Raw genomic sequence first — 21440 nt, forward strand, 5'->3', positions numbered from 1 at the left:
GGTATGACCCCTAGGCGGAAGCGCCGTTCCATTAAACCAAGGTGTGGTCTTCGCCTTGTAGCTCCTCTTTTATTATGGCGGCTATCCGCTCCCAGTTTCCACCCGCCAGGCCCGCGCCAATCAATGGATAGCCGATGCGTTTGCCGGGGAAGTCAGTCTTGATCTTTCTCATGACAGACCGAATCGCCTCATAGTCCGCCAGGTCGCCCTCGCCACGCCAGTGGAACTGGGTATAGGCGTTAACAACGGTGAAGTGCGCTTCATCACTGGAGACCTCAGCGTAGGAGTAGGTCCCCAGCTTTTCCCGAGCCCCTTTCTCCGTTTTCAAATCCTCTTTGCAAGCATCAGGAAACATATTCTTGATCGACAGAGCAATCCCTCGTCCCATCCGGCACTGGCAATTGCAGCCATGGATAATGACATCAAAGTGACCGGCTTGCGCCAGCGCGAGTAAATCGCCTTCTACTGTTTTCATGTGGCCTTAGACTTTTGAGTGAATGGCGAATCATATCAGTTTCAATATATACACCGTAATAAAGCCAAAGTGATTTAGTGTGAGCGGCACATATTATCTATTCGGTTGAATTGTGAGCGCTTAATTGATTGTATCGGGGGAAGGCGCAGTGCATATTTGGCTGAAAGAGAATAGAATCTGTTCACTTTTTATATGGCGGTTTAATAAACTATGCAAGGTCGAACCTTTCTGTCTGGAATTACTAAATTCACACTCATCTCAATGTTAACTTTCGGCGCCTATGCCGATGAAGTTGTTTTGTTTCAAACTCAGCTTACCAGTAAAGGGCAGGTCAGCCCGAATCACTTCCCGGCTGACTGGACCAGGCCTGCTACAAGCGAATACAACACTGTGGGTTATATACGTAGCAGCAGTAGCGATACTAAAGTGTTGCGTAAAGCTGTACTCAAGCTTGATGCTGCGCCTTTTTCTGAGATCAAGAATGCAGGCGTAGACGTCTGCATATTTATTCATCCCGCTTCTTATGGCCAGTATGAAGATAAATTGACGGTGACGCAGAATGAGGCGGTCTGCTTCAATCAGCATAAAGGCGATGGGCCGCAGTGGCCAAAATCCACGGTGGAGATTAATTTTCCAGGTCAGGGTTTGTTGATTCCCAAAGACTCGATAGTGGCCTGCGACTCGCAAGGAAGTTTGCCGGTAGGCGCGAATGACAACGGCCAGTTCCAGCTCTTTTCAAACTTTACCTGCGAACTTTTCATGGCGGACTACAACCCGAGTGACGCTGTTTCCCCGGCATATCAAAGTGTGAGAACGCCGTTTTTTGATGAGAGTTTTGTGTATACGCCACATTCCAGAACGGCCTATCACCAGAATCTATCCAATCAGGAACTGAAAATTAACGGCGTTTGGGCGTATGACAATACTAATGGCGCCGCAAACGAAATTTGTGTCGCCAAGGGTGGCCAGACGGTTTGTGACAGTCGTCAATTTGAAGGCAATGACTATACGACCCGCAGCGATTTCTTTGCCTATCAAGAAACCTGGAAAAAAGGCGAAAGTTTAACGGCGACTTGCTCTTCTTATGATGAACAAGGTTCTCCAAAATACTGCTCTTTTTATTTTATGGTGGAAGTCCCAGGGCAGAATGGACTGGATAGACGGTCGACAATCAGTCATGAGCAAGCCGACGCGTATTGTAACAATCCTTATCCCTCTAACTATGTGTTGAGCCATCATAGCTATAGTGATTATCAGCGCTGCATGAATTTATTGAATTGATTGCTATCTGTCCCTTTAATAACAAGGTGTCTAAATAATCCTGGAAAATCCCTGTTGCGCCTGTGTCCGGTAGCGGTCGAACACTTTGCAGACGCCGCGGATCAGCAGTCTTCCTGTGGGGTTCACATGCAGGCCGTCGCGGGTGAAGGTGACCAGTCCGTCTTCCGCCATGTCCTGCAGAATGCTTAGCTCTCCGCGGAAATAATGGGCGAAGTCGATATTGAACAGAGCTTCGATGCGGCGGTACTCTATTTTGAAGTTGCAGATCAGTTCGACGATGACTTTGCGGCGGATGACGTCGTCATCATTCAATTGCACGCCTTTGATGATTGGAAGCCGGTTTTCCGCCATGGCTGCTTCGTAGCTTTCCTGGTCGTAGCAGTTCTGGTAATAGCAACGATCCAGCATGCTGATGCTGGAAGCGCCCATGGCGATGAGGTCGCAGTCGCCATGAGTGGTATAGCCCTGGAAGTTGCGATGCAGCTCTCCCTTCTCCTGAGCGATGGATAGCTCATCACCAGGCTTGGCGAAGTGGTCCATGCCGATAAAACGATAATCCGCCGCGATCAATTGGTCGACGGATTGCTGCAGGATGGTCAGCTTATCTTCCGGGCGCGGCAGGTCTTCATCGCGAATGCGGCGTTGCGGCATAAAGCGTTGCGGCATATGCGCGTAATTGAACACCGACAGTCGGTCCGGCGCGAAGTCGATGATGGTGTCTACGGTCTTGCGGAAGGAGTCTGGCGTTTGCAGAGGCAGGCCGTAGATCAGATCAATATTGATGGAACGGAAGCCCAGCTCGCGCGCCTTGCGCAGTACGCCCAAAGTGAGTTCTTCGCTTTGAATCCGGTTAACCGCTTTCTGCACGGCGGGATTAAAGTCCTGCACGCCCAAGCTAATGCGATTAAAGCCGATTTCACGCAATGTGGTCAGTGTCTCGTCGTCGGCTTCGCGGGGATCGATTTCGATGGAGTAGTCGCCCTGGTCATTGTCCATAAAGCGAAAATGCGTGCGCAGTTCATGCATCAAATCGCGCATCTGCTGCGGCGCCAGAAAAGTGGGCGTGCCGCCGCCCCAATGCAGTTGCTCCACCAGTCGATCCGCGCCGAAAAGCTCGCTTTGCAGGGCGATTTCGCGATATAGCGCATCAAGGTAGGGAATCGCTTTTTCTCGGCGTTTGGTGATGATTTTGTTGCAGGCGCAGTAGTAACAAAGGCGCGCGCAGAACGGGATGTGCAGATACAGTGATAGCGAGCGGTTTGCGGCGCGACTGGCGGCCGCCGCCTCATGCACAGCGTCGATAGGGAAATCGTTCTGGAATTCGACGGCGGTGGGGTAGGAGGTGTATCGGGGGCCCTGCAAATCGTATTTGCGGATAAGGTTCTCGTTCCAGTAAATATTTTTCACTACGGCGCTCGCACTTCTACCATGGATAAGAAGTGGCCATTGTATATCCGAGCCAAACAGTCGGGCTTGATATGGGTCAATGCCCGCCGTGGTGTGTGGAAGAGGCTCCGTCGTGCTGATGGTCCATGCTCTGTCCACTGAAGAGTCCGGCGAAATGCACGGGCAGCGTCCAGACGCCAAACAGAATGAGTAGAACGCCGAATACGCGGCGCACCGATAAATTGCTCAGCCAGCGTCTCAGGTGGTAAGCGAAAAGCCCGGCGGCCAGCATGCTGGGCAGAGTGCCGAGACCAAAGCAGAACATGAGCAGGGCCGATAGCGAGGCGTCTGCGTTCGACATTGACCAGGCGAGGGCGCTGTATACCAGTCCACAGGGCAGCCAGCCCCAGAGCAGACCCAAAGCGAAGCTGATGTGTGGTCCCTGACGTTCGCCAAGGGATTTGCTAAGCGGGGAGATTCGGCTCCAGAGTCTGCCTCCGAGGCGTTCGATGTGGGTCAGGCCCATCCACCACTGGCCTACGTAAAGTCCCATCAGGATGATCATAACGGCTGCGATAGTGCGTAACGCCACCAGCAGCGTTTCGTTCAGCGCCAGCGCTTCACCCAGGAAACCGGCGAGCAGTCCGATCAATGCATAACTACTGAGGCGGCCGAAGTTGAACAGAAATAACCATGAGGTTCTTGGCGAGCCGTCTCCACCCTGGGCGAAGGACTGTGCGCCAGCGATGCCGCCGCACATGGCGATGCAATGACCGCTGCCGAACAGGCCGATCAGAAACGCGTTAGCGATCAGCAGAAACTCATGCATCGGGGTTGCGGGGCGCGTCCTCGGAATACTGAGTGGGGGTTTCCTGTTTGCCTTTCTTGTCCGTTTCGTTGCCGGGAATCATCTTCTCATCGTCATCGAACAGGATGCTGTGCGCAGGACCTTCCAGGTCGTCATACTGGCCAGAGCGCACCGCCCAGCGAAAAATAATGACAGCGACGGCGATGAGCGCGATGGAGAGTGGGATCAGGACGAACAGTATCTGCATAGCGGGGCCTTATGGCTTTTGGACGCCGGACAGTCTAAGAGCGTTAAGCACAACAATCAATGAACTGACTGACATGCCGATTGCGGCGGCGTAGGGCGGCACATAACCGGCGGCGGCCAGCGGCAGGGCGAGCAGGTTATAGCAGACAGCCCAGGACAGGTTCTGGCGAATGATGCGATAGGCGTCCCGCGCTTTCTTGACGCCGAATGCGAAAGTACGCAAATCGCCGTTAAGGATGACCGCGTCGGCGCGCACCTGGGTCAAGTCTGTCGCATTGTTCATCGCCACCGCCAGATGCGCTCCCGCCATAACGGGAACGTCATTGACGCCGTCGCCCACCATGACGACGGTGTCGCCTTCTTTCTGCCATTGCTTGACTCGCTCTAGTTTGCCTTCCGGCGAGCAGGATTTTTCGATATCGGTCACCGCCAGTTCCGAAGCGATGGTTTCGACGGCGGCGGAACTGTCCCCGGACAGAATCGCCGTGCGCAGGCCCTGTTCCTGCTGCAATTGCCGTAGAGCCTCTTTCGCGGACGGACGCAGACTGTCGGTCAAATAGAATAACGCCAGTAGCTGTTGGTCATCCGCCAGGGCTACCGTTTGATAGTTCTCCGGCGTCACCATTTGCGATTCAGGCAGCTTCTCCGTAGCAAATTTCAGATTGCCGAGACGGTAGACGGTCGCACCGCGCATTCCTTCGACCCCTTGCCCGGTATGGTTGCGAATCTGCTCCGCCGGGCCCTGGGCGTAATCTTGGAAGACTTTGGCGATAGGGTGGGGGTTATCCCACTCCAGCGATCCGGCGAGGGCAAGCAGCTCCGCGTCGGAATAGCGGGAGCGATTATCGGTTTTCACCAGGCTCAGTTCACCCTGGGTTAGGGTGCCGGTCTTGTCGAAGACTACGCGGGAGGCGCGGGCCAGGGTTTCCAGCGCGTGCCCCCGGGTAATGATTAAGCCGGACTGTCGTAATGCGGTGGTGGCGGTGGTCAGGGCTGTGGGAGTCGCCAGTGACAGTGCGCAGGGGCAGGTCACCACGAGTACGGAAAGCGTAATAGCGAAGGCATGGGCGGGATCAATACGCCACCAGATCACACCGACAATCGCAGCAGTTAGCAGCACCCCTGCGACGAAATAGCTGGCGACCCGGTCCGCCATGGCGCTGAGCTGCGGACGCTCCTGCAAGGCTCTTTCCACCAGACGATTGATGGTGGAAAGATGGGAGTCCTGATCCAGGGCGGTGACGCGCACCACTAATGCATTATCGATATTGACGCTGCCGCTGAGCACGGCGTCTCCGGCGCACCGGGGTCGCGGCATGAACTCGCCAGTCAAGGCGGCCTCGTTGACGGAAGACTCGCCTTGCACGATTTCCCCATCAACGGGAATCAGATCACCGGCTTTAAACAAAATGAGGTCGCCTACGCGAATATCCCGTAGTGGCGTCAGTTGCGCCTTAGTCAGGTCGATTTGGCTATTTTTCTCCCCCTGGCTGGGTAGTAAGTCCACAAACTGCGGGGCCTTTTGTTTCAGGCGGGCATTGGATTGGGCGGCGGACATGCGCGCGCGACTCTCCAGGTAGCGGCCCAGCAGCAGGAAGAAAGTAAACATGCAGACGGAGTCGAAGTAGACTTCCGGCCCTCCGCGGAAGGTGATCCAGACGCTGGCCGCGAAGGCGCCGCCAATCGCAAGGGAGACGGGAACGTCCATGGTCAGGTGACGTAACCGGATGTCCCGCAGCGCCGCGTTGAAAAATGGCCGCGCTGAATACAGGATGACCGGCATGGCGACAATCAGGCTGATGAAGCGGAACAGGTCGACGTATTCCGGCGTATCCTGCAACAGGCCGAAGTACATCGGCACCGCCAGCATCATGTTCTGCATCATGCCGATGCCGGCGATACCCAGGCGCACCAGCATGCTTTTCTGTTCATCGGCGAGGCGCTTTTCCTCTTCCGTCGCGGAAAAGGGATAGCCGCGAAAACCGATGGACTGCAGTTGCAATAATACGTCGCTGAGCGGTGTTGCGTTCTGATTCCAGGTCAGGGTGGCGCGGTGGTTACTCAGGTTCACCCAGAACTCATCAACGCCGGGTAACTTGCGCACGAACTGCTCAACCAGCCAGACGCAGGCGGCGCAGGTGATGCCTTCCAGAGACAGGGACAGGGTGCGTTTGCCGTCGGAGCCGGGTTGTGTGGCGATAGAGGAGAGCACATCGTCCCTGTCGTACAGCGCGTACTTGGAACGATCCAGGCTGGATATCGGCTCAGGAGCTTCCAGACGCTTGTCCCGGAAGCGGTAAAACTGTTGCAATCCGTCGTTATGGATCAGATTGGCGACTGCCTGGCAGCCGCGACAGCATACTGCGTAATCTTCGCCGCCTACGTTGACATGAAGATTGATGGCGGCGGGAACGGGATTACTGCAGTGATAGCACTTTTCGGCTTCACTCATTCTCGGTCGGGACAGCCGGGCTCAACGTGATTTTGGCGTCGGTGGGAAACCAGCTTTGGCCTTTCAGGCGCCAGGTTCCGTCGGCGTCGGTCAGATGGATGTAACGTCTGCCTTCGATCGGGCTGGGCAAAATACCGTGGTAACCGTCTTCCTGGCTGACCAGGGCGACGTTGTAATCATGTTCCGCCAAAGTAGGATGAATGAACTGAATGTTCAGACGCTCCGCTTTCTTGATGGGAATGCCTGACGTCAGCACCAGTTTGATGCGTCCGTCTTCATCGATGCTCGCCTGCGCCGCCAGACCATAGTCTTGTGCGGTGCGATCTTTCACCAGTTCCTGGTTGATCGCCAGACCGTCTTTGTAATAGTCGTCTTTAACCAGCGTATCTTTCCCGCGCACGGCGAGAGTGACCATCAGGATGCTGAACAACACGGAAGAGGCGGGCAGGCCTATCAGCAGCCATACCCACTTTTCTTTGTACCAAGGCAGAACAGTACCAGCCGACATAGCAGTATTACTCATTAGAATTTAACCGGCGCAGGACCAAGAAAACGGCTTTCGGAATCGATCTTCACGGAGGTGTCGTCAATCGCCTGCGCTTTAAACACGATATCATGACTACGCTCTGTCAGCGCACTGGGTTTAGCCTCAACCGCCATCGGGATGGAGCGTATTTCCGATGGCTCCAGCGTGAATTCGCTCTTGCCGGAGATGCTGATGCCATCCATGCCTTCCACAGTGATGACAAACGTGCGCACCTGGTCGGACATATTCATCAGCTGCAGGGTATAGGCGTTTTCGATATAGCCTCTTGCGTTGGTCTGGAACAGGGCTCCCCGGTCGCGGATGACATCCAGCTCAACAGGCAGACGCGTCCCCAGTTTGAATGCAAAGGCAGACATCATGATCACCAGGGCCAGACCATAGCCGATGGTGCGCGGACGCAGCAGTTTGGAGTCTTTGCCTTCCAGCTTCTGCTCCGTGGTGTAGCTGATCAGCCCTTTCGGGTATTCCATTTTCTCCATGACCGAGTCACAGGCGTCGATACAAAGCGCGCAGCCTATGCACTCGTACTGCAGGCCATCGCGAATATCGATGCCGGTCGGACAGACCTGTACGCACATACCGCAGTCTACGCAATCCCCCAGTCCGACCTCTTTGGGATCGGCAGAGCGCTTGCGGCTGCCTCTGGGTTCGCCTCGGTTAAGATCATAGGACACCACCAGGGTATCTCGATCGAACATAACTGACTGGAAACGGGCGTAAGGACACATGTACAGACAAACCTGCTCGCGCATCCAGCCCGCGTTGATGTAGGTGGCCAGAGTAAAGAATGCGATCCAGAAATACGCCCAGCCGGAGCTGATATCAAAGGTGAAGAAGTCAGGGACCAACTCGCGGACAGGGTAGAAATACCCTACGAAAGTCAGGCCGGTGGCGAAGGCCACGAACAGCCAAGAGGCATGTTTGGCCGCCTTTTTCAGCGCCTTTTGTTTGTTCATAGAGGCCTGATCCAGCTTCATGCGCTGGTTTCTGCTGCCTTCAATGCGCTCTTCCAGCCACATGAAGATGAACGTCCAGACGGTCTGCGGGCAGGTGTAACCGCACCAGACCCGGCCAAACAGGGTAGTGATGAAGAAGAGCCCGAAGGCGCAGATAATCAATAGCCAGGATAGCAGCACAAAGTCCTGCGGCCAGAATGTGGCGCCGAAGATGTGGAACTTGCGGTTTGGCAAATCGAACAGCACCAGTTGCTGTCCGTCGACGCTGATCCAGCAGAACAGGAAATACATTCCCATCAGGAACCAGAGCGAGAAGGAGCGGACTTTTTGGAAGACGCCAGTAATTTCCTTGACGTAAATCTTCTTGCGGGCTTCGTAAAGCTCGACCGTTTTGACTTTCGCCGTGGAGGCGTCTTGCGGGTCGATATTTTGGACCGGGATCTTATTACTCATGATGCTGTCCAAGGTTTAATCACTTTAGCTTTGTCCAAACAGCGAATGACCAAAGCTAAGGAGACTAAGCCGCCGGAGCCCCGCTAAGCGGGCTCCGGCATCGCAATGCTTAGCGATGAGACAAAGAGTAGATGTATGCCGCCAGCAGGTGAATACGTTCTTCACCCAGCTTGTCCTTGAAGGATGGCATGACGCCGCCGCGGCCGTTGCGGACTGTCGCCTCAACGATCGCTTGAGTGCCGCCGTACAGCCAGATGCCGTCAGTCAGGTTGGGCGCGCCCATGTCATGGCTGCCTTTACCGTCTTTGCCGTGGCAAACGAAGCAGTTGGCGGCGAATATCTCAGCGCCTTTCGCAGCCATGGCTTCGTCAACGCCTTCCTGGTTGCTCAAAGAGCGAACGTAGTTGGCGACTTGTTTAACGCCTTCTTCGCCGATCTCGTCCTTCCAGGCGCGCATGGCGGAGCCGTTACGACCGCCAGTGATGGTCTCTTTGATCTTCTCTGGGGAGCCGCCATACAACCAGTCATTGTCAGTCAGGTTGGGGAAGCCGGTAGCGCCGTGTGCGGTGCTGCCGTGGCAGACTGCGCAGTTGTTGGCGAACAGACGCTGGCCGATTTTCATGGCGTTGTCGTCTTTAGCCAGTTCCTCGATTGGCGTAGCCGCCAGCTTGGCGAAAATCGGGGCGTAGGTTTCTTCCGCCTTTTTAACTTCCGCTTCCCACTGGTTTGCGGAAGTCCAGCCGATAACGCCTTTGTAGCTGCCCAGTCCAGGATAAATGACCAGGTAAATTAGTCCGAAGACAATGGTTCCCATGAACAGAAACAGCCACCAGCGGGGCAGGGGATTGTCATACTCTTCAATGCCGTCGAACGAGTGACCCATGGTCTGCTCGGTTTCGGTATCGAACTTCTGGCTTTTGCGGGTGACCCACAGCAACCAGGCGCAACCAAATATTGATCCCAGGACGATAAAAGATATCCATCCGGTCCAGAAACTAGTCATGTTTTTTAGTCTCCGCTTCGCGTACTGACTTAGCGTCCGCTTCGTCATCTTCAAAGGGTAGGTTCGCAGCTTCATCAAACGTTTTCTTTTGTTTGGAGCTGAATGCCCATACCACTAAGGCGATGAACGCCGCCATGATGAACAGGGTGGCTAACCCGCGGACAGTATTAATATCCATTGAACTTACCGTTTGATTGCCGTACCCAGTTGCTGCAGGTAAGCAACCAGGGCTTCAATCTCATACTTGCCTTCAACCATTTCCGCTGCGCCTTCGATGTCCTCTTTGGTATAAGGTACGCCGACTTTGCTGAGAGCGTTCAGTTTGGCCGCAGTTTTCGATGGGTCCACCTTAGTGGTGAACAGCCATGGGAAAGCAGGCATGTTGGATTCCGGAACCACTTCGCGAGGGTTGAACAGGTGAGCCCGATGCCAGGCGTCACTGTATTTCGTTCCTACGCGGGCCAGATCCGGACCAGTACGCTTGGAGCCCCACAGGAATGGGTGCTCATAAACGGATTCGCCGGCGACAGAGTAATGGCCGTAGCGCTCTGTTTCTGCGCGGAACGGACGCACCATTTGCGTATGGCATACTGTGCAGCCTTCGCGGATGTATATGTCGCGTCCTTCCAATTGCAGGGCGTTGAGCGGCTTAAGACCTTCAACCGGGGTCGTGACTTCTTTGGTAAAGAACAAAGGTACGACTTCAACGAGTACACCGAAGCTGATTGCGATCACGATCAGAGGGATCATCAAGCCAAGGTTTTTCTCGACGACTTCATGATTCATCGAATTCTCTCCCTCTTAGTTAAACAGCGTGTGGAACAGAGTCAGCTTGCGCCAGCGCATCAATTGCTTTGGCGTCGCTTTGTCTGACGGTTTTCCAGGTGTTGTACGCCATGACCAGCATACCGGTCAGGAATACAGCGCCGCCCAGGACGCGCACAGCGTAACCAGGGTAGCTGGCGTTCAGCGCTTGTACGAAGCTGTAGGTCAGGGTGCCGTCTTCGTTAACTGCGCGCCACATCAGACCTTGCATGATGCCGTTGACCCACATTGCAGCGATGTACAGTACGGTGCCGATTGTCGCCAGCCAGAAGTGAACGTTAACTAGCTTGACGCTGAACATTTCTTTCAGGCCGTACAGACGAGGAATCAGGTGGTAAAGCGCGCCGATGGAAATCATCGCAACCCAGCCCAGAGCGCCGGAGTGAACGTGGCCGATAGTCCAGTCAGTATTGTGAGAAAGCGCGTTGACGGTCTTGATGGACATCATCGGGCCTTCGAAGGTGGACATACCGTAGAAAGACAGAGATACGACCAGGAAGCGCAGAACCGGATCGGTGCGCAGCTTATGCCATGCGCCGGACAGAGTCATCATGCCGTTGATCATACCGCCCCAAGAGGGAGCCAGCAGAATCAGAGACATAACCATACCTGCGCTTTGCGCCCAGTCAGGCAGTGCGCTGTAGTGCAAGTGGTGCGCGCCGGCCCATACGTAAATGCTGATCAGCGCCCAGAAGTGAACGATGGACAGACGGTAGGAGTAAACCGGACGCTCCGCCTGCTTGGGTACGAAGTAGTACATGATGCCCAGGAAGCCTGCAGTCAGGAAGAAGCCTACCGCGTTGTGGCCCCACCACCACTGCACCATCGCATCGATAGCGCCAGCATAAATGGAGTAAGACTTCATGGCGGAAACCGGGATCGCCATGCTGTTGCCGATGTGCAGAATGGCGACAGTAATAATGAATGCGCCGAAGAACCAGTTGGCGACATATATATGCTTGCTTTTACGTTTGGCGACAGTACCAAAGAAAACTATAGCGTACGCCACCCAGACAACCGCGATCAGAATGTCGATCGGCCATTCCAGCTCAGCATATTCTTTAGAAGTGGTGTAACCCAGAGGCAGCGTAATGGCGGCCAAGACGATGACTGCCTGCCAGCCCCAGAAGGTGAAGCTAGCCAAACCGTTGGAGAACAGAGGAGCCTGACTGGTGCGTTGGACTACATAGTAGGAAGTTGCGAAAAGTGCGCATCCGCCGAAAGCGAAGATAACGGCGTTAGTGTGCAGTGGTCTCAAGCGACCGAAGTGGAACCATGGATAGTGAGTATTTAGCTCCGGCCAGACCAGCTGTGCTGCGATAAGCACGCCGACAGCCATGCCCACTATACCCCAAACAACTGTCATGATGGCGAACTGACGCACCACCTTGTAGTTGTAGGTTTCGTTAGCACTTACTGTATTCATTAGTGACTATTCCTACCCTGAGTTGATTAATACGGCGCAAACCTGCTGGCGAGTTCGTTATGCTTTTGCAATTTTGAGTTGTCGCCCAGTTCGAATGTCAGGCTTTCAGGATCCAGAAACCAGGGGCCTCTTTTTCCTCCCCCTCGACAGCGGGCCGAAGCATAAGAGTTGCACAATGGGGCTGTCAACTTAATATGCTTGGCCAAGTCATTATCTCCACATATTTTTTCCCCTGCTTGATATGCATCAAACGCGTTATAAACCGGAGGGCGGATGCGTTAGTTCAGAAGGGGAGCGTCTGTCTTCGACTTTACTGCAAGGGAAGTCTTAGGGCATGTGAAGCAATGACCAAAGGACAGGAAATCCCTCTCACCCAATGCCTAAATAACTATTAGAAATAATAGATGATTTTTGGCTGATTTCTGGTCAATTTCAAATGGGATGACTCCTTCCTTTAATAAAGGAGGCGAGATCGTGATAATGACGGCCTTCGCGCAAAGATGAATATTTGTTCAGATCGTAGTTTTCGCATTGGTTTTTGGTAGATGGAGGGCGTATGCGCTTTATGGTCGACGGTCCGGAACAGGCCGGGAAAGTTCTTTTATTTGCTCATGGCGCCGGCGCGCCGATGGACTCCGATTTCATGTCCTTTATTACACAGGAGGTCAGCGCCGGCGGCGTGAAGGTCGTGCGCTTTGAGTTTCCCTACATGCAAGAGCGTCGCGATACAGGAAAGAAGCGTCCCCCGGACCGTCAGGATAAGTTGTTAAACTGCTTTGCGGAGGCGCTGGAGAATTGTCCCTCTGATGCGGCGGTTTTTCTAGCTGGCAAGTCTATGGGAGGACGCATGGCCAGTATGCTGGCGGCTGATTTGCCAGAGGGCGATGCTCGGGTGCGGGGATGGCTGGCGTTTGGCTATCCCTTTCATCCCCCTGGTAAACCGGAAAAACTCCGGACTGAGCACTTGATGAATATTCCGCTTCCCGGAGTGGTGCTGCAGGGTGAACGGGACCCATTTGGCGGCCGTTCTGAGAATATGGAGCAGTATTTAAACGAGCAAAGCGCCATGGTCTGGCTCCCCGACGGCAATCATGATCTGGCCCCGCGTAAGGCTTCCGGCCTGACCAAAGAGCAAAACTGGCGCACGGCTGCGCAGGCGGCGCTGGCCTTTATGCTTCGCTGATTTGCCCGGGGCGATAGGATCGACGACAATAGCGGCCTTTACCCGGCCGCGCATTGGCGCGTCGATGAATTGATGATTGGAAACGCCCGGATGTCGCAAAAATACCCTACCAGTTCTTCCCGTAAACGCTCCCCTTTAAGCTCCGGTAAATACTCCGCCATCGGATTGCTCGCCTACTGCCGGCCTGGATTTGAAGCGGAGTGCGCCCAGGAGCTGCAAAATATCGCTTCGCTGCAGTTTGTATACGGCTACTCGAAAATAGAAAAGGGATCGGGCGTTGTATTCTGGCGCTGCTCCCAAGGCAACGCGCTGGATGTATATAAAGAGATAGAGGTGAGTCGCTGTATTTTTGCGCGGCAGGTGTTTTGCGCGTTGCATGACCTCGAAATTGAAGACCCTAAGGACCGTGTCTCGCCAGTGGTCGAAGCGCTGCGCGCTGGCGGCGCATTTGGGTTCCTGCATATTGAAACGCCGCTGGAAGATGAAGCGGGCTCTCTGCAGAAACTGGCCAAGAAGCTGACGGCGCCGATGAGCGCGGCGCTGCGCAACGCAGGCGTATTGAGCAAGGCCAAGTCGGATGAACTGCCCCAGTTGCATCTGGTATGCCTGTCCGGTCAACACATCATCGCCGCTTTGGCGATTTATCCCAACAGCAGCGCCTTGCCGCTGGGCATTCCCCGTCTGCGGTTTCGCAATGAGGCGCCGAGCCGCTCCGCTTTGAAAATAGAAGAAGCGTTTCTGACCATGTTGACCCCTGCGGAGCGTGAGTTCGTATTGAAACGCGGGCAGCGGGGCGTTGACCTGGGCGCGGCGCCAGGCGGTTGGACCTGGTATATGGTGTCCCAGGGCGTGAAGATGACGGCGGTCGATCATGGCGCCTTGCAGCAAGAGCTTCTGGAGGATCCGGCGGTGACTTACGTCAGCGATGATGGATATGTCTATAAGCCGCAGAAAAAAGTCGATTGGGTCGTATGCGATATCGTGGATAAGCCGAAACGGACAATGGAGCGAATGGCGGACTGGCTGTGTTATGACTGGACCACCTATGCGCTGTTTAATCTCAAACTGCCGATGAAAACGCGCATGGATGAAGTGGAAGCCTGTCTGCAACGGTTGCAGGAACGTCTTCTCGGCGCTGACATTGAGTCGGAAGTTCGCGTGAAGCAGTTATACCATGATCGCGAAGAAGTCACTGTATTGGCGCTCACAGGGTATTTTCTGACCGCTTTCCAGAAGCATTAACGCGTTACCCGCGAAGATCTATAAATCAGAGGCGCTTGGGGGCATAAGGCCCTGAGCCTCTGGTTGTTGCTCAGCAGACCTCTTCCTTTAAGAGTGTTCCAGGATGGTGACTTTTTCTTCCCTGTCCATCATCGGAATCAACTCCGCCATCAGCGCTTTACGTTCATCCGATGTCTGCCAGGACTGCCAGTCCTGCACGGAGCGCCAGGTCGACCAGATTACCCGGTCGTTGGGTTCGTTGGCGTTACGCAGGGATTCGCCGGATAAAAATCCAGGCGCCTGCACGGCCGCTTGCAGGATCTTTTTCGCGGTGTATTCGTAATTGGTTTCCAGGGTCTTGGCGATATGGCGTTCGATCAGCACGCGGATCATGTAGCTACCCTCCGGTTTAGCAGCGCTTGTTTGTTATGAGTATAACAAGCAATCCCATGCAATTGAGGTCGATGCGGCGTTGAAGGTGTATAATCGCCGCCACGAAATGGAGAGGTTGCAATGAACGACAGCAAGAACGAAAACGTAGATTACTCGATCGACAGCGTCATGGATGTGTGCGGTCTGTTTTGTCCCGAGCCGGTCATGATGCTGCATAACCGCATCAATGACGTGGAAGTGGGGTGCGTTATCGAAGTATTGGCGACAGATCCCTCCACCCAGAGAGATATCCCCAAGTTTTGTCAGTTCTTGGGGCACGAATTGCTGGCTTCAGGTGAGCGGGACAAACAGTTTTTTTATCACATCCGTAAAGTCGGCGGCTGAAGGGTCAGTCTTTGGCGGTCGCAATCACCGGTTTTCTGGGGCGACTATAGAAGAAGGTCAGTGCGCCAGCTAAGACAATCAGGCCGCTTCCGATCCAGAGTTCCAGATAGATCTCCTCACTCCAGATTAACCATCCTAGCAGGCCTGCAATCGGCAGCGACGCATAGCTGTACAGGCCTATTTTGCCCGGCGACGTCAGTGTATAGGCGTGGGTGGTTGATAACTGACCGATTGTCGCCAGTATGGCGAATAGAAACAGCCAAAGCAGGGTGACCGGCCCCAGCGCCTGCCAGTACCAGAGCATGGGAATGCAGGACAGTAGCGTGCTGAACAGGTTGAAATAGAAAACAATACGGACGCTGGGTTCGGTAGCGCCCAGGCGACCGATGACCACTTTGGCTCCGGCGGCGAACAGAGAGCCGCACAATCCTGTGAGAATGGCGAGTTTCCCTGCGGCGGCAAGGCTGTCCGGTTGCAGGATAATCAGGACGCCGAGGAACCCCAATCCCAGAGAAAACGCCAAAACCGGCGTCGGGCGCTCACGTAGCCAGATCCAGGCGATGACTGGAATAAATAGCGGCAGCATCAGTTTCAACATGGTGGCTTCCGCCAAGTGAATGGACGCGAAGGTGTAAATCAGACAGGAAAAGGCGGCGACGCCAAGGGCGGCGCGGAGAAAATGAAGCGGCAAGCGCTCGGTTTTGAAAGCGCTACGTCCAGAACGGAGCAGCAGGGGAGTCAGAAGCGCCAGACCGAAGAGATTGCGGAAAAACACCATCTGCCAGACATGGGCTTCCAGGCTGATATGCTTCACCACCATGCCGGTAAGCACGAAAAAGCATTCGCCGAGAATGATAAACGCCACTCCCCGCAGAAAACGATCTTGCGGCATGCGCTGACAACCCTTGAAGATGGATGATTGCGACGCCGGGCAGTTTATATGTCTTTGACGTGATTAAGAAGCGCGTTTTTGGAGATTTCGCCCAGGAAGCGTTTGGGCGCCAGCTCCGCGCCATTGGCGTCAAAGAAGACGAACGCGGGAGGCCCGAATATGCCGTAGCGCTTGAGCAGCGCCTGATTGCCTTGGTCGTTGTCAGTGACGTCCGCCTTGATAAGATGAAAGCGGCTGAGCCCAGCTTGCACTTCGGGCAGGACGAAGGTTTCCCGCTCCATAATCTTGCAGCTGATGCACCAGTCGGCGTAGAAATCCACCATAACGGGCTTGCCGCTGGCGGAAGCTTTGGCGACTTCCTGGTCTAACTGCTCTGGTGAAGTGACTTTGACGAAAGACAGCGGCTGTGTGGAGGAGTTGCCTGTAGCCGCCGCCGCGGATTTGATCGCGTAGGGCGCCAGAGGTTGCAGCGGGTCGTTAGCGCCCGCCGCTGCGCCCAGCATCAGCGTGACGGCGTAGACAAAGAACACCAGTCCCAGGCCTTTGCTGAGTTTCTGCCAGCCGCTCCAGCCAGATTCGACGTTGGTGAATGCGCCCATGTAAACCGCAGAGACGCCGATCAATACCGCCCACAAAGTCAGAGTGGCTTCCGGCGGCAGGATACGCTCCAGCATCCAGATGGCTACACCCAGCAGGGCGACGCCAAAGACATGCTTCACATGCTCCATCCAGGCGCCGGCTCGGGGCAACAGTTTGGTCCCGCCAGTGCCGAGTATCAGCAGCGGCAAGCCAATGCCCAGACTGAGGCCGAACAGCGCCATGCCTCCTTTGAACGCCGAGCCCAGGTAGGCCGCATATCCCAGCGCGGCGATGAGCGGCGCGGAAACGCAGGGCGACACCACCAGTGCGGACAGCAGACCCATAATGAAAACGCTGAGGATTTCTCCGCCTTGCTGCTTGCTGTTCAGGCCGCTGAGCTTGTCGCGCAAAAACGAAGGCATCTGCAGTTCGTAGAAACCAAACATGGATAGAGAAAGCAACACAAACAGCCCGCTGAACAGAATCAAAATCCAGGGTTTTTGCACCTGCGCCTGAATGTTGGCGTCCTGACCCAGTTCGCCGAAGTGGCCGGCGGCGGCGCCCAGTGCGGTATACACAGCGGCCATGCCCATGATGTAGCTAAAGGACAGAATAAAGGAACGCAGCATGGTGACTTCTTTTTGCCCAACGATGATGCTGGACAAAATAGGCACCATGGGGAACACGCAAGGCGTAAACGCCAAACCAATACCCACGGCCATCAGGATGAAAAAGCTGAATAACAGGCCCTGGGCGATGAGGTAGTCTGTAATCGAGGTGGATGAGGTGAAATCAACGTCTGCGGCCTTGCTTGGGGTTGGCGTGCTGGAAGTGACCGCGGAGCCTGAGCCGTTTTGACCTGTAGAGGGTGGAGTAGATGAGGGGGCGTCGCTTGTGGCTGTCGCTGGCGCGGGGCTATCCGACTCCGTTCCGATAAATAGCGTCGTTTCTGTCTGCGGCGGATAACACAAACCGGCTTCCGCGCACCCTTGATAGCGCACTTTGAACTCAACTTCAGCGCCTTCCTCCGCCGCCACTGGCACGCGGATTGTAAGCTCATCGTGGTAGACATAGACCATGCCGAAGTAGGGATCTTCCTTTTCCTCTCCAGGGGAGGAGTAGGTCCAGCGCCCTTGTGTTACGCCCTCTGCGTCTGTCGTCACTGACGTTCGGTCTTTGTACAGGTAATAGCCGTCAGCAATCGCCCAATGCAGGACTAACTCGTCCCCTTCCACCGATGACGTGAACCGGTAGGCTTCCTCTACGGGCAGGAATTCCGGTTCGGCCAGAAAACCGCTGTTGTCGCCGAACAGGTTATTTTCCGCTCTGACCGTGACGCAGCAAAACAGCGTCAGTATGAATAGGGCTCTGAGTAGTAGGGGCATGTTTCTCGCTACTGGTGCTTAAAATTAATAGTGGCGCTATCCGGCGCTCCTGTTCCCCGGGCGTCCCTTCGGTTGCGCGGGTATGGACTGGTTCAATATGACAATTTACTGGGTTGAAGGTTCAAAAAACTTGAACTTCTCGTTGAAATTACAATTGATTACCTTATCCATAAAATCGATAATCGGCCATCATAATCCAAGGCCCCTGTCTGCGCGACTTTCTGCGGTTAAGTTAAACTATTTTTAAGATCCGCCCGAATGTGTCGCAACGCCTATACTCTAAGTGCTTCGCACGGGCGATGGGGCGTCCATAAGACGGGCATGCCGCCCGGCTTGATTGTAGCGACACGGAGCTGTCACGCATCGGGGTTTTTTACGCGTTGTCGAGTTATTCCAGATTAGACTTCTCCATGCCGGCCGCTACGGCGCATGACTTACAGCTTTTATTCGACGGCTTGTTCCGGGAAACATTGAATACAGTGCTGGTGCGGGGAGAAGGCGAGCCTATTTACTTACCCGCTTCCGCGACGGGCGGTTGCAACGAAATCCACTTTGCTCATGGCTTTGTGAACAGCGCTTTGCATGAGATTTCTCACTGGTGCATCGCGGGTGAAGCGCGTCGCCAGCTGACCGACTACGGGTATTGGTACGAGCCGGATGGCCGCAGCGCCCAACGTCAGGTGGAGTTTGAGCGGGTTGAAGTCAAGCCGCAGGCGTTGGAGTGGATTCTGGCGGAAGCCTGCGGCATAAAGTTTTTTATCAGTTTCGATAATCTCGACGGTCAAGGTGCCGCCGGGGAAGAGGCCTTCAAGGCCGCCGTTCATGAACAGGCGCGACGCTATCTGCAAGAAGGGTTGCCGCCGCGCGCCCAGCAACTTCTGGACTGTTTTTTGGACGCATACTTAGGGCGGGAAAATTTCGGACTGTCTCTGTTTGCACTGGATAAGCTATGAATGTTTGCGGAGATCCCGGAATAACCCAAATAAGCGGTGCGCGATGGAGCGTCCGCGGATAAGCTTCTCAATATCCCATTCACCGGCCCTCTTGCGAAGAACGGGCGGTTGGCGAATGAGGCGTTGGCGGGCTTGTTTTAAACAACTTATTGCAAACATTGCAGGTCCAGTCGCCCATCGCATAAAGTATGTGGTTTGGACTACGTCGGTTTGCCGGGAATATCTTCAAAAATCATGACAGTTAGTGATCAAACGACGGATAACGCCGTCCTCTTTTCTTCTCTGAATTTACATCCAAAACTTGAGCAGGCTATTCGCGATCTGAATTTTGAGCGCTGCACTCCGATACAGGGGCAGACGCTGCCGCACACGCTGCAGGGCGTGGACCTGATCGGTCAGGCGCAGACAGGCACCGGCAAGACCGCCGCGTTTCTGATCACCATTCTGCAGCGACTGGTTTCCAATCCGATCCCAGCGGAAGAGCGCTTCTCCAGTGAGCCGAGAGCCCTGGTGGTGGCGCCGACCCGGGAACTGGCGTTACAGATCGAGAAAGACGCCTGCGCGCTCGCCAAACACCTGAAATTGAATATTATCTCCGTCATCGGCGGCACCCAGCTGGATCGTCAGCGCAGAAAGCTGCGGGATGAAGCTGTGGATTTGCTGATCGCCACGCCGGGACGTTTGCTGGACCATCTCACCAGCGCTGACATTTACCTGGATCAGGTGGAAGTGCTGGTGCTGGACGAGGCGGATCGTATGTTGGACATGGGCTTTATCCCTGACGTCAAACGCATTGTCCGGGCGACGCCGAGAGAGCGACAGACCCTGCTGTTCAGCGCGACCTTCAGCGAAGACATCAAGAATCTGGCGCGGCGCTGGACCGAAGAGCCGGTGGAAGTCATGCTGGCGGTGGATCACCTTCCCGCGAAAACCGTGGATCAGCGCGTTTACATGGTGGAAAGCAGCGCCAAGCGCAAGCTGTTGGTGAACCTGTTGAAAGACAGCGAGACCCGTCGTGTGATCGTATTCTGTAACCGCCGCGATGAAACGCGAAGCCTGTCGGAAGCCTTGAATCGCCATTCCATCAAAAATGAGCTTATCTCCGGCGAATTGCCCCAGCAAAAACGCTTGAAGACACTGGAGCGCTTCCGTAAAGGCGACTTCCGCGTGTTGGTCGCCACTGATGTCGCGGGCCGTGGCCTGCATATCGATGGAGTGACTCACGTGGTCAATTACAATCTTCCCGACGACCCGGAAGATTACGTACACCGTATAGGACGCACCGGGCGCGCAGGCGCGACGGGCGTCTCCATCAGCTTCGCCTGTGAGGACGATTCCTTCCTGATTCCGGAGCTGGAGAAATACCTGGGTCATGAGCTGGCTCTGATTCACCCGGATGATGATTTACTGCAGTAGCCGAGCATACCGACCAAGAGGAAAGGGAAGATGAAAATAGTTGCAGATGAGAATATTCCACTACTGCAGCCGTTTTTCGGATCAATGGGAGAAATTCATACACTTCCGGGGCGAGAAATCAGCAACGAGCACCTGCGTGACGCGGATGTGCTGCTGGTGCGTTCCGTGACCAAGGTGGACGAGCGACTGCTGGAAAATACCGGCGTGAAATTTGTCGGTTCCGCCACCATTGGTTGCAACCATGTCGACATGGACTACCTCACTTCACGGGGAGTGGGGTTCAGCAATGCGCCGGGCTGTAACGCCAGCGCAGTGGTCGAGTATGTGGTGAGCTGTCTGTCCGTACTGAGTGAGCAGTTGGGCTTCGAGCTGGAAGACAAGACTGTGGGCATTATCGGGCGCGGAGAAATCGGCGGGCGTCTTGAACGCGCGCTGACCTTGCTGGGGCTTGAGGTGAAATCCAATGATCCTCCCAGAGAGGCCGCTGGAGAGCAGAATCTGTTTTCTCTGGAAGAGGTATTGCAGTGCGACATCATCACCCTACACACGCCACTGACGGATTCCGGTCCCTACCCAACCCGGGGTTTGCTGAACGCGGCGATGATCGAGAATTTGCGTTCGGACCAGATTCTGATTAACACCTGTCGCGGCGAAGTGATTGACGAAGCCGCGCTCAAGGGCCGACTGCAAAGGGGCGATGGCCTGACTGTCGCGCTTGACGTCTGGAACAACGAGCCCGCCATTGATGTGGAGCTGGCGATGCTTTGTCACTTCGCTACGCCGCATATTGCGGGCTACACGCTGGATGGTCGCACGGCGGGAACGGAGATCATTTACCAACACCTGAGTCGCTATCTCGGCTTGCCGGTGAGACACAAACTTGGGCAGTTTTTGCCTGAACCGCCGCTGCGCAGAATGGCGTTTTCATCTGGAGTAGATCCAGACTGGGCGTTGCACACTGCGATCAGAGCAAGCTATGACGTGCGTCACGACGATAGCCAGCTAAAACGCACTTTGCGCCTGGATGCGCCCATGCGGGCTCAAGAGTTTGATCGTTTACGCAGAGAGTATCGCGTGCGCAGAGGGTTTGATCGCATCAAGATTGAACTCAAGGGCGGCAAAGCGGATCTTCTCGCCACCCTGAGCGCGGTTGGGTTTAATCTCAGCTCGAAGTAA

At 54.9% G+C, this 21440-nt stretch carries 21 protein-coding genes; 7 read left to right on the forward strand and 14 right to left on the reverse strand.

Annotated elements, in window-relative coordinates; genetic code table 11:
• Positions 1 to 31 precede the first annotated feature (31 nt).
• Positions 32 to 475 carry a macro domain-containing protein gene (locus tag ACQYWX_RS10570; protein ID WP_431688727.1) on the reverse strand — a complete coding sequence of 148 codons (444 nt, stop codon included), beginning with the start codon at positions 473 to 475 and terminating at the stop codon, positions 32 to 34.
• A 210-nt stretch (positions 476 to 685) separates the two neighbouring features.
• Between ACQYWX_RS10570 and ACQYWX_RS10575 the strand changes: the two genes are divergently transcribed.
• On the forward strand, positions 686 to 1756 hold the full coding sequence (locus tag ACQYWX_RS10575) for a hypothetical protein (protein ID WP_431688728.1): 1071 nt from the start codon (positions 686 to 688) through the stop codon (positions 1754 to 1756).
• 30 nt (positions 1757 to 1786) lie between these two features.
• Here the strand turns inward: ACQYWX_RS10575 and hemN are convergent, their stop codons facing one another.
• The 10 genes from hemN to ccoN all read right to left on the reverse strand — a co-directional run bounded on the left by hemN (position 1787) and on the right by ccoN (position 11858).
• Positions 1787 to 3163, reverse strand: a complete 1377-nt coding sequence (gene hemN, locus ACQYWX_RS10580) for an oxygen-independent coproporphyrinogen III oxidase (RefSeq protein WP_431689508.1) — start codon at positions 3161 to 3163, stop codon at positions 1787 to 1789.
• 76 nt (positions 3164 to 3239) lie between these two features.
• The gene (locus ACQYWX_RS10585) at positions 3240 to 3971 is read right to left on the reverse strand and encodes a sulfite exporter TauE/SafE family protein (protein ID WP_431688729.1); all 732 of its coding nucleotides are present in this window, start codon (positions 3969 to 3971) and stop codon (positions 3240 to 3242) included.
• Complete coding sequence (gene ccoS / locus ACQYWX_RS10590; RefSeq protein ID WP_431688730.1) at positions 3964 to 4197, reverse strand: cbb3-type cytochrome oxidase assembly protein CcoS; 234 nt, start codon at positions 4195 to 4197, stop codon at positions 3964 to 3966. Before ccoS ends, ACQYWX_RS10585 begins: the two co-directional genes overlap by 8 nt.
• 9 nt (positions 4198 to 4206) lie before the next feature.
• Positions 4207 to 6648, reverse strand: coding sequence for a heavy metal translocating P-type ATPase (locus ACQYWX_RS10595; protein ID WP_431688731.1), 2442 nt, complete (start codon positions 6646 to 6648; stop codon positions 4207 to 4209).
• Complete coding sequence (locus ACQYWX_RS10600; protein WP_279502081.1) at positions 6641 to 7156, reverse strand: FixH family protein; 516 nt, start codon at positions 7154 to 7156, stop codon at positions 6641 to 6643. Before ACQYWX_RS10600 ends, ACQYWX_RS10595 begins: the two co-directional genes overlap by 8 nt.
• Before the next feature lie 14 nt (positions 7157 to 7170).
• On the reverse strand, positions 7171 to 8604 hold the full coding sequence (gene ccoG / locus ACQYWX_RS10605; RefSeq protein WP_431688732.1) for a cytochrome c oxidase accessory protein CcoG: 1434 nt from the start codon (positions 8602 to 8604) through the stop codon (positions 7171 to 7173).
• 109 nt (positions 8605 to 8713) lie between these two features.
• Positions 8714 to 9607, reverse strand: coding sequence for a cytochrome-c oxidase, cbb3-type subunit III (gene ccoP / locus ACQYWX_RS10610; RefSeq protein ID WP_431688733.1), 894 nt, complete (start codon positions 9605 to 9607; stop codon positions 8714 to 8716).
• The gene (locus ACQYWX_RS10615) at positions 9600 to 9785 is read right to left on the reverse strand and encodes a cbb3-type cytochrome oxidase subunit 3 (RefSeq protein ID WP_216739116.1); all 186 of its coding nucleotides are present in this window, start codon (positions 9783 to 9785) and stop codon (positions 9600 to 9602) included. The genes ccoP and ACQYWX_RS10615 overlap by 8 nt, the downstream gene beginning before the upstream one ends.
• A 5-nt stretch (positions 9786 to 9790) precedes the next feature.
• Entirely contained in the window at positions 9791 to 10393 is a 603-nt protein-coding gene (ccoO, locus tag ACQYWX_RS10620) for a cytochrome-c oxidase, cbb3-type subunit II (protein WP_216739117.1), read from the reverse strand.
• 19 nt (positions 10394 to 10412) lie between these two features.
• Positions 10413 to 11858: a cytochrome-c oxidase, cbb3-type subunit I gene (gene ccoN / locus ACQYWX_RS10625; RefSeq protein ID WP_216739118.1), complete on the reverse strand. Its 1446-nt coding sequence runs from the start codon at positions 11856 to 11858 to the stop codon at positions 10413 to 10415.
• 556 nt (positions 11859 to 12414) lie between these two features.
• Between ccoN and ACQYWX_RS10630 the strand changes: the two genes are divergently transcribed.
• Positions 12415 to 13041 carry an alpha/beta family hydrolase gene (locus ACQYWX_RS10630; RefSeq protein WP_431688734.1) on the forward strand — a complete coding sequence of 209 codons (627 nt, stop codon included), beginning with the start codon at positions 12415 to 12417 and terminating at the stop codon, positions 13039 to 13041.
• 90 nt (positions 13042 to 13131) lie between these two features.
• Positions 13132 to 14283, forward strand: a complete 1152-nt coding sequence (gene rlmM, locus ACQYWX_RS10635; protein ID WP_431688735.1) for a 23S rRNA (cytidine(2498)-2'-O)-methyltransferase RlmM — start codon at positions 13132 to 13134, stop codon at positions 14281 to 14283.
• An 87-nt stretch (positions 14284 to 14370) separates the two neighbouring features.
• On the opposite strand, the gene ACQYWX_RS10640 is transcribed toward rlmM, so the two are convergent.
• A complete protein-coding gene (locus ACQYWX_RS10640) occupies positions 14371 to 14655 on the reverse strand; it encodes an antibiotic biosynthesis monooxygenase family protein (RefSeq protein ID WP_216739121.1) in 285 nt (94 codons plus the stop codon).
• Between the two features lie 120 nt (positions 14656 to 14775).
• On the opposite strand from ACQYWX_RS10640, the gene tusA reads away from it, so the two are divergent.
• Positions 14776 to 15039: a sulfurtransferase TusA gene (tusA, locus tag ACQYWX_RS10645; protein WP_279502068.1), complete on the forward strand. Its 264-nt coding sequence runs from the start codon at positions 14776 to 14778 to the stop codon at positions 15037 to 15039.
• A 4-nt stretch (positions 15040 to 15043) separates the two neighbouring features.
• Here the strand turns inward: tusA and ACQYWX_RS10650 are convergent, their stop codons facing one another.
• Positions 15044 to 15931 (reverse strand): DMT family transporter, encoded by an 888-nt coding sequence (locus ACQYWX_RS10650; RefSeq protein WP_431688736.1) that lies wholly within the window; start codon positions 15929 to 15931, stop codon positions 15044 to 15046.
• A gap of 44 nt (positions 15932 to 15975) precedes the next feature.
• The gene (gene dsbD, locus ACQYWX_RS10655) at positions 15976 to 17895 is read right to left on the reverse strand and encodes a protein-disulfide reductase DsbD (RefSeq protein ID WP_431688737.1); all 1920 of its coding nucleotides are present in this window, start codon (positions 17893 to 17895) and stop codon (positions 15976 to 15978) included.
• Between the two features lie 410 nt (positions 17896 to 18305).
• On the opposite strand from dsbD, the gene ACQYWX_RS10660 reads away from it, so the two are divergent.
• The 3 genes from ACQYWX_RS10660 to pdxB all read left to right on the forward strand — a co-directional run bounded on the left by ACQYWX_RS10660 (position 18306) and on the right by pdxB (position 21440).
• Positions 18306 to 18848 carry an elongation factor P hydroxylase gene (locus ACQYWX_RS10660; RefSeq protein ID WP_431688738.1) on the forward strand — a complete coding sequence of 181 codons (543 nt, stop codon included), beginning with the start codon at positions 18306 to 18308 and terminating at the stop codon, positions 18846 to 18848.
• A 234-nt stretch (positions 18849 to 19082) separates the two neighbouring features.
• Positions 19083 to 20264, forward strand: a complete 1182-nt coding sequence (locus ACQYWX_RS10665) for a DEAD/DEAH box helicase (protein WP_216739126.1) — start codon at positions 19083 to 19085, stop codon at positions 20262 to 20264.
• 30 nt (positions 20265 to 20294) lie between these two features.
• Positions 20295 to 21440, forward strand: a complete 1146-nt coding sequence (gene pdxB, locus ACQYWX_RS10670) for a 4-phosphoerythronate dehydrogenase PdxB (protein ID WP_431688739.1) — start codon at positions 20295 to 20297, stop codon at positions 21438 to 21440.

It is taken from the genome of Hahella sp. NBU794, from assembly GCF_050749805.1.
In the GTDB taxonomy this organism is placed as follows: domain Bacteria; phylum Pseudomonadota; class Gammaproteobacteria; order Pseudomonadales; family Oleiphilaceae; genus Hahella.

Bases quoted from the DNA above. Each gene is read 5' to 3' on its own strand.
- ACQYWX_RS10570 (WP_431688727.1), bottom strand. From the start codon at position 475: ATGAAAACAGTAGAAGGCGATTTACTCGCGCTGGCGCAAGCCGGTCAC.
- ACQYWX_RS10575 (WP_431688728.1), top strand. From the start codon at position 686: ATGCAAGGTCGAACCTTTCTGTCTGGAATTACTAAATTCACACTCATC.
- ACQYWX_RS10585 (WP_431688729.1), bottom strand. From the start codon at position 3,971: ATGCATGAGTTTCTGCTGATCGCTAACGCGTTTCTGATCGGCCTGTTC.
- ccoS (WP_431688730.1), bottom strand. From the start codon at position 4,197: ATGCAGATACTGTTCGTCCTGATCCCACTCTCCATCGCGCTCATCGCC.
- ACQYWX_RS10595 (WP_431688731.1), bottom strand. From the start codon at position 6,648: ATGAGTGAAGCCGAAAAGTGCTATCACTGCAGTAATCCCGTTCCCGCC.
- ACQYWX_RS10600 (WP_279502081.1), bottom strand. From the start codon at position 7,156: ATGTCGGCTGGTACTGTTCTGCCTTGGTACAAAGAAAAGTGGGTATGG.
- ccoG (WP_431688732.1), bottom strand. From the start codon at position 8,604: ATGAGTAATAAGATCCCGGTCCAAAATATCGACCCGCAAGACGCCTCC.
- ccoP (WP_431688733.1), bottom strand. From the start codon at position 9,607: ATGACTAGTTTCTGGACCGGATGGATATCTTTTATCGTCCTGGGATCA.
- ACQYWX_RS10615 (WP_216739116.1), bottom strand. From the start codon at position 9,785: ATGGATATTAATACTGTCCGCGGGTTAGCCACCCTGTTCATCATGGCG.
- ccoO (WP_216739117.1), bottom strand. From the start codon at position 10,393: ATGAATCATGAAGTCGTCGAGAAAAACCTTGGCTTGATGATCCCTCTG.
- ccoN (WP_216739118.1), bottom strand. From the start codon at position 11,858: ATGAATACAGTAAGTGCTAACGAAACCTACAACTACAAGGTGGTGCGT.
- ACQYWX_RS10630 (WP_431688734.1), top strand. From the start codon at position 12,415: ATGCGCTTTATGGTCGACGGTCCGGAACAGGCCGGGAAAGTTCTTTTA.
- rlmM (WP_431688735.1), top strand. From the start codon at position 13,132: ATGTCGCAAAAATACCCTACCAGTTCTTCCCGTAAACGCTCCCCTTTA.
- ACQYWX_RS10640 (WP_216739121.1), bottom strand. From the start codon at position 14,655: ATGATCCGCGTGCTGATCGAACGCCATATCGCCAAGACCCTGGAAACC.
- tusA (WP_279502068.1), top strand. From the start codon at position 14,776: ATGAACGACAGCAAGAACGAAAACGTAGATTACTCGATCGACAGCGTC.
- ACQYWX_RS10650 (WP_431688736.1), bottom strand. From the start codon at position 15,931: ATGCCGCAAGATCGTTTTCTGCGGGGAGTGGCGTTTATCATTCTCGGC.
- dsbD (WP_431688737.1), bottom strand. From the start codon at position 17,895: ATGCCCCTACTACTCAGAGCCCTATTCATACTGACGCTGTTTTGCTGC.
- ACQYWX_RS10660 (WP_431688738.1), top strand. From the start codon at position 18,306: ATGCCGGCCGCTACGGCGCATGACTTACAGCTTTTATTCGACGGCTTG.
- ACQYWX_RS10665 (WP_216739126.1), top strand. From the start codon at position 19,083: ATGACAGTTAGTGATCAAACGACGGATAACGCCGTCCTCTTTTCTTCT.
- pdxB (WP_431688739.1), top strand. From the start codon at position 20,295: ATGAAAATAGTTGCAGATGAGAATATTCCACTACTGCAGCCGTTTTTC.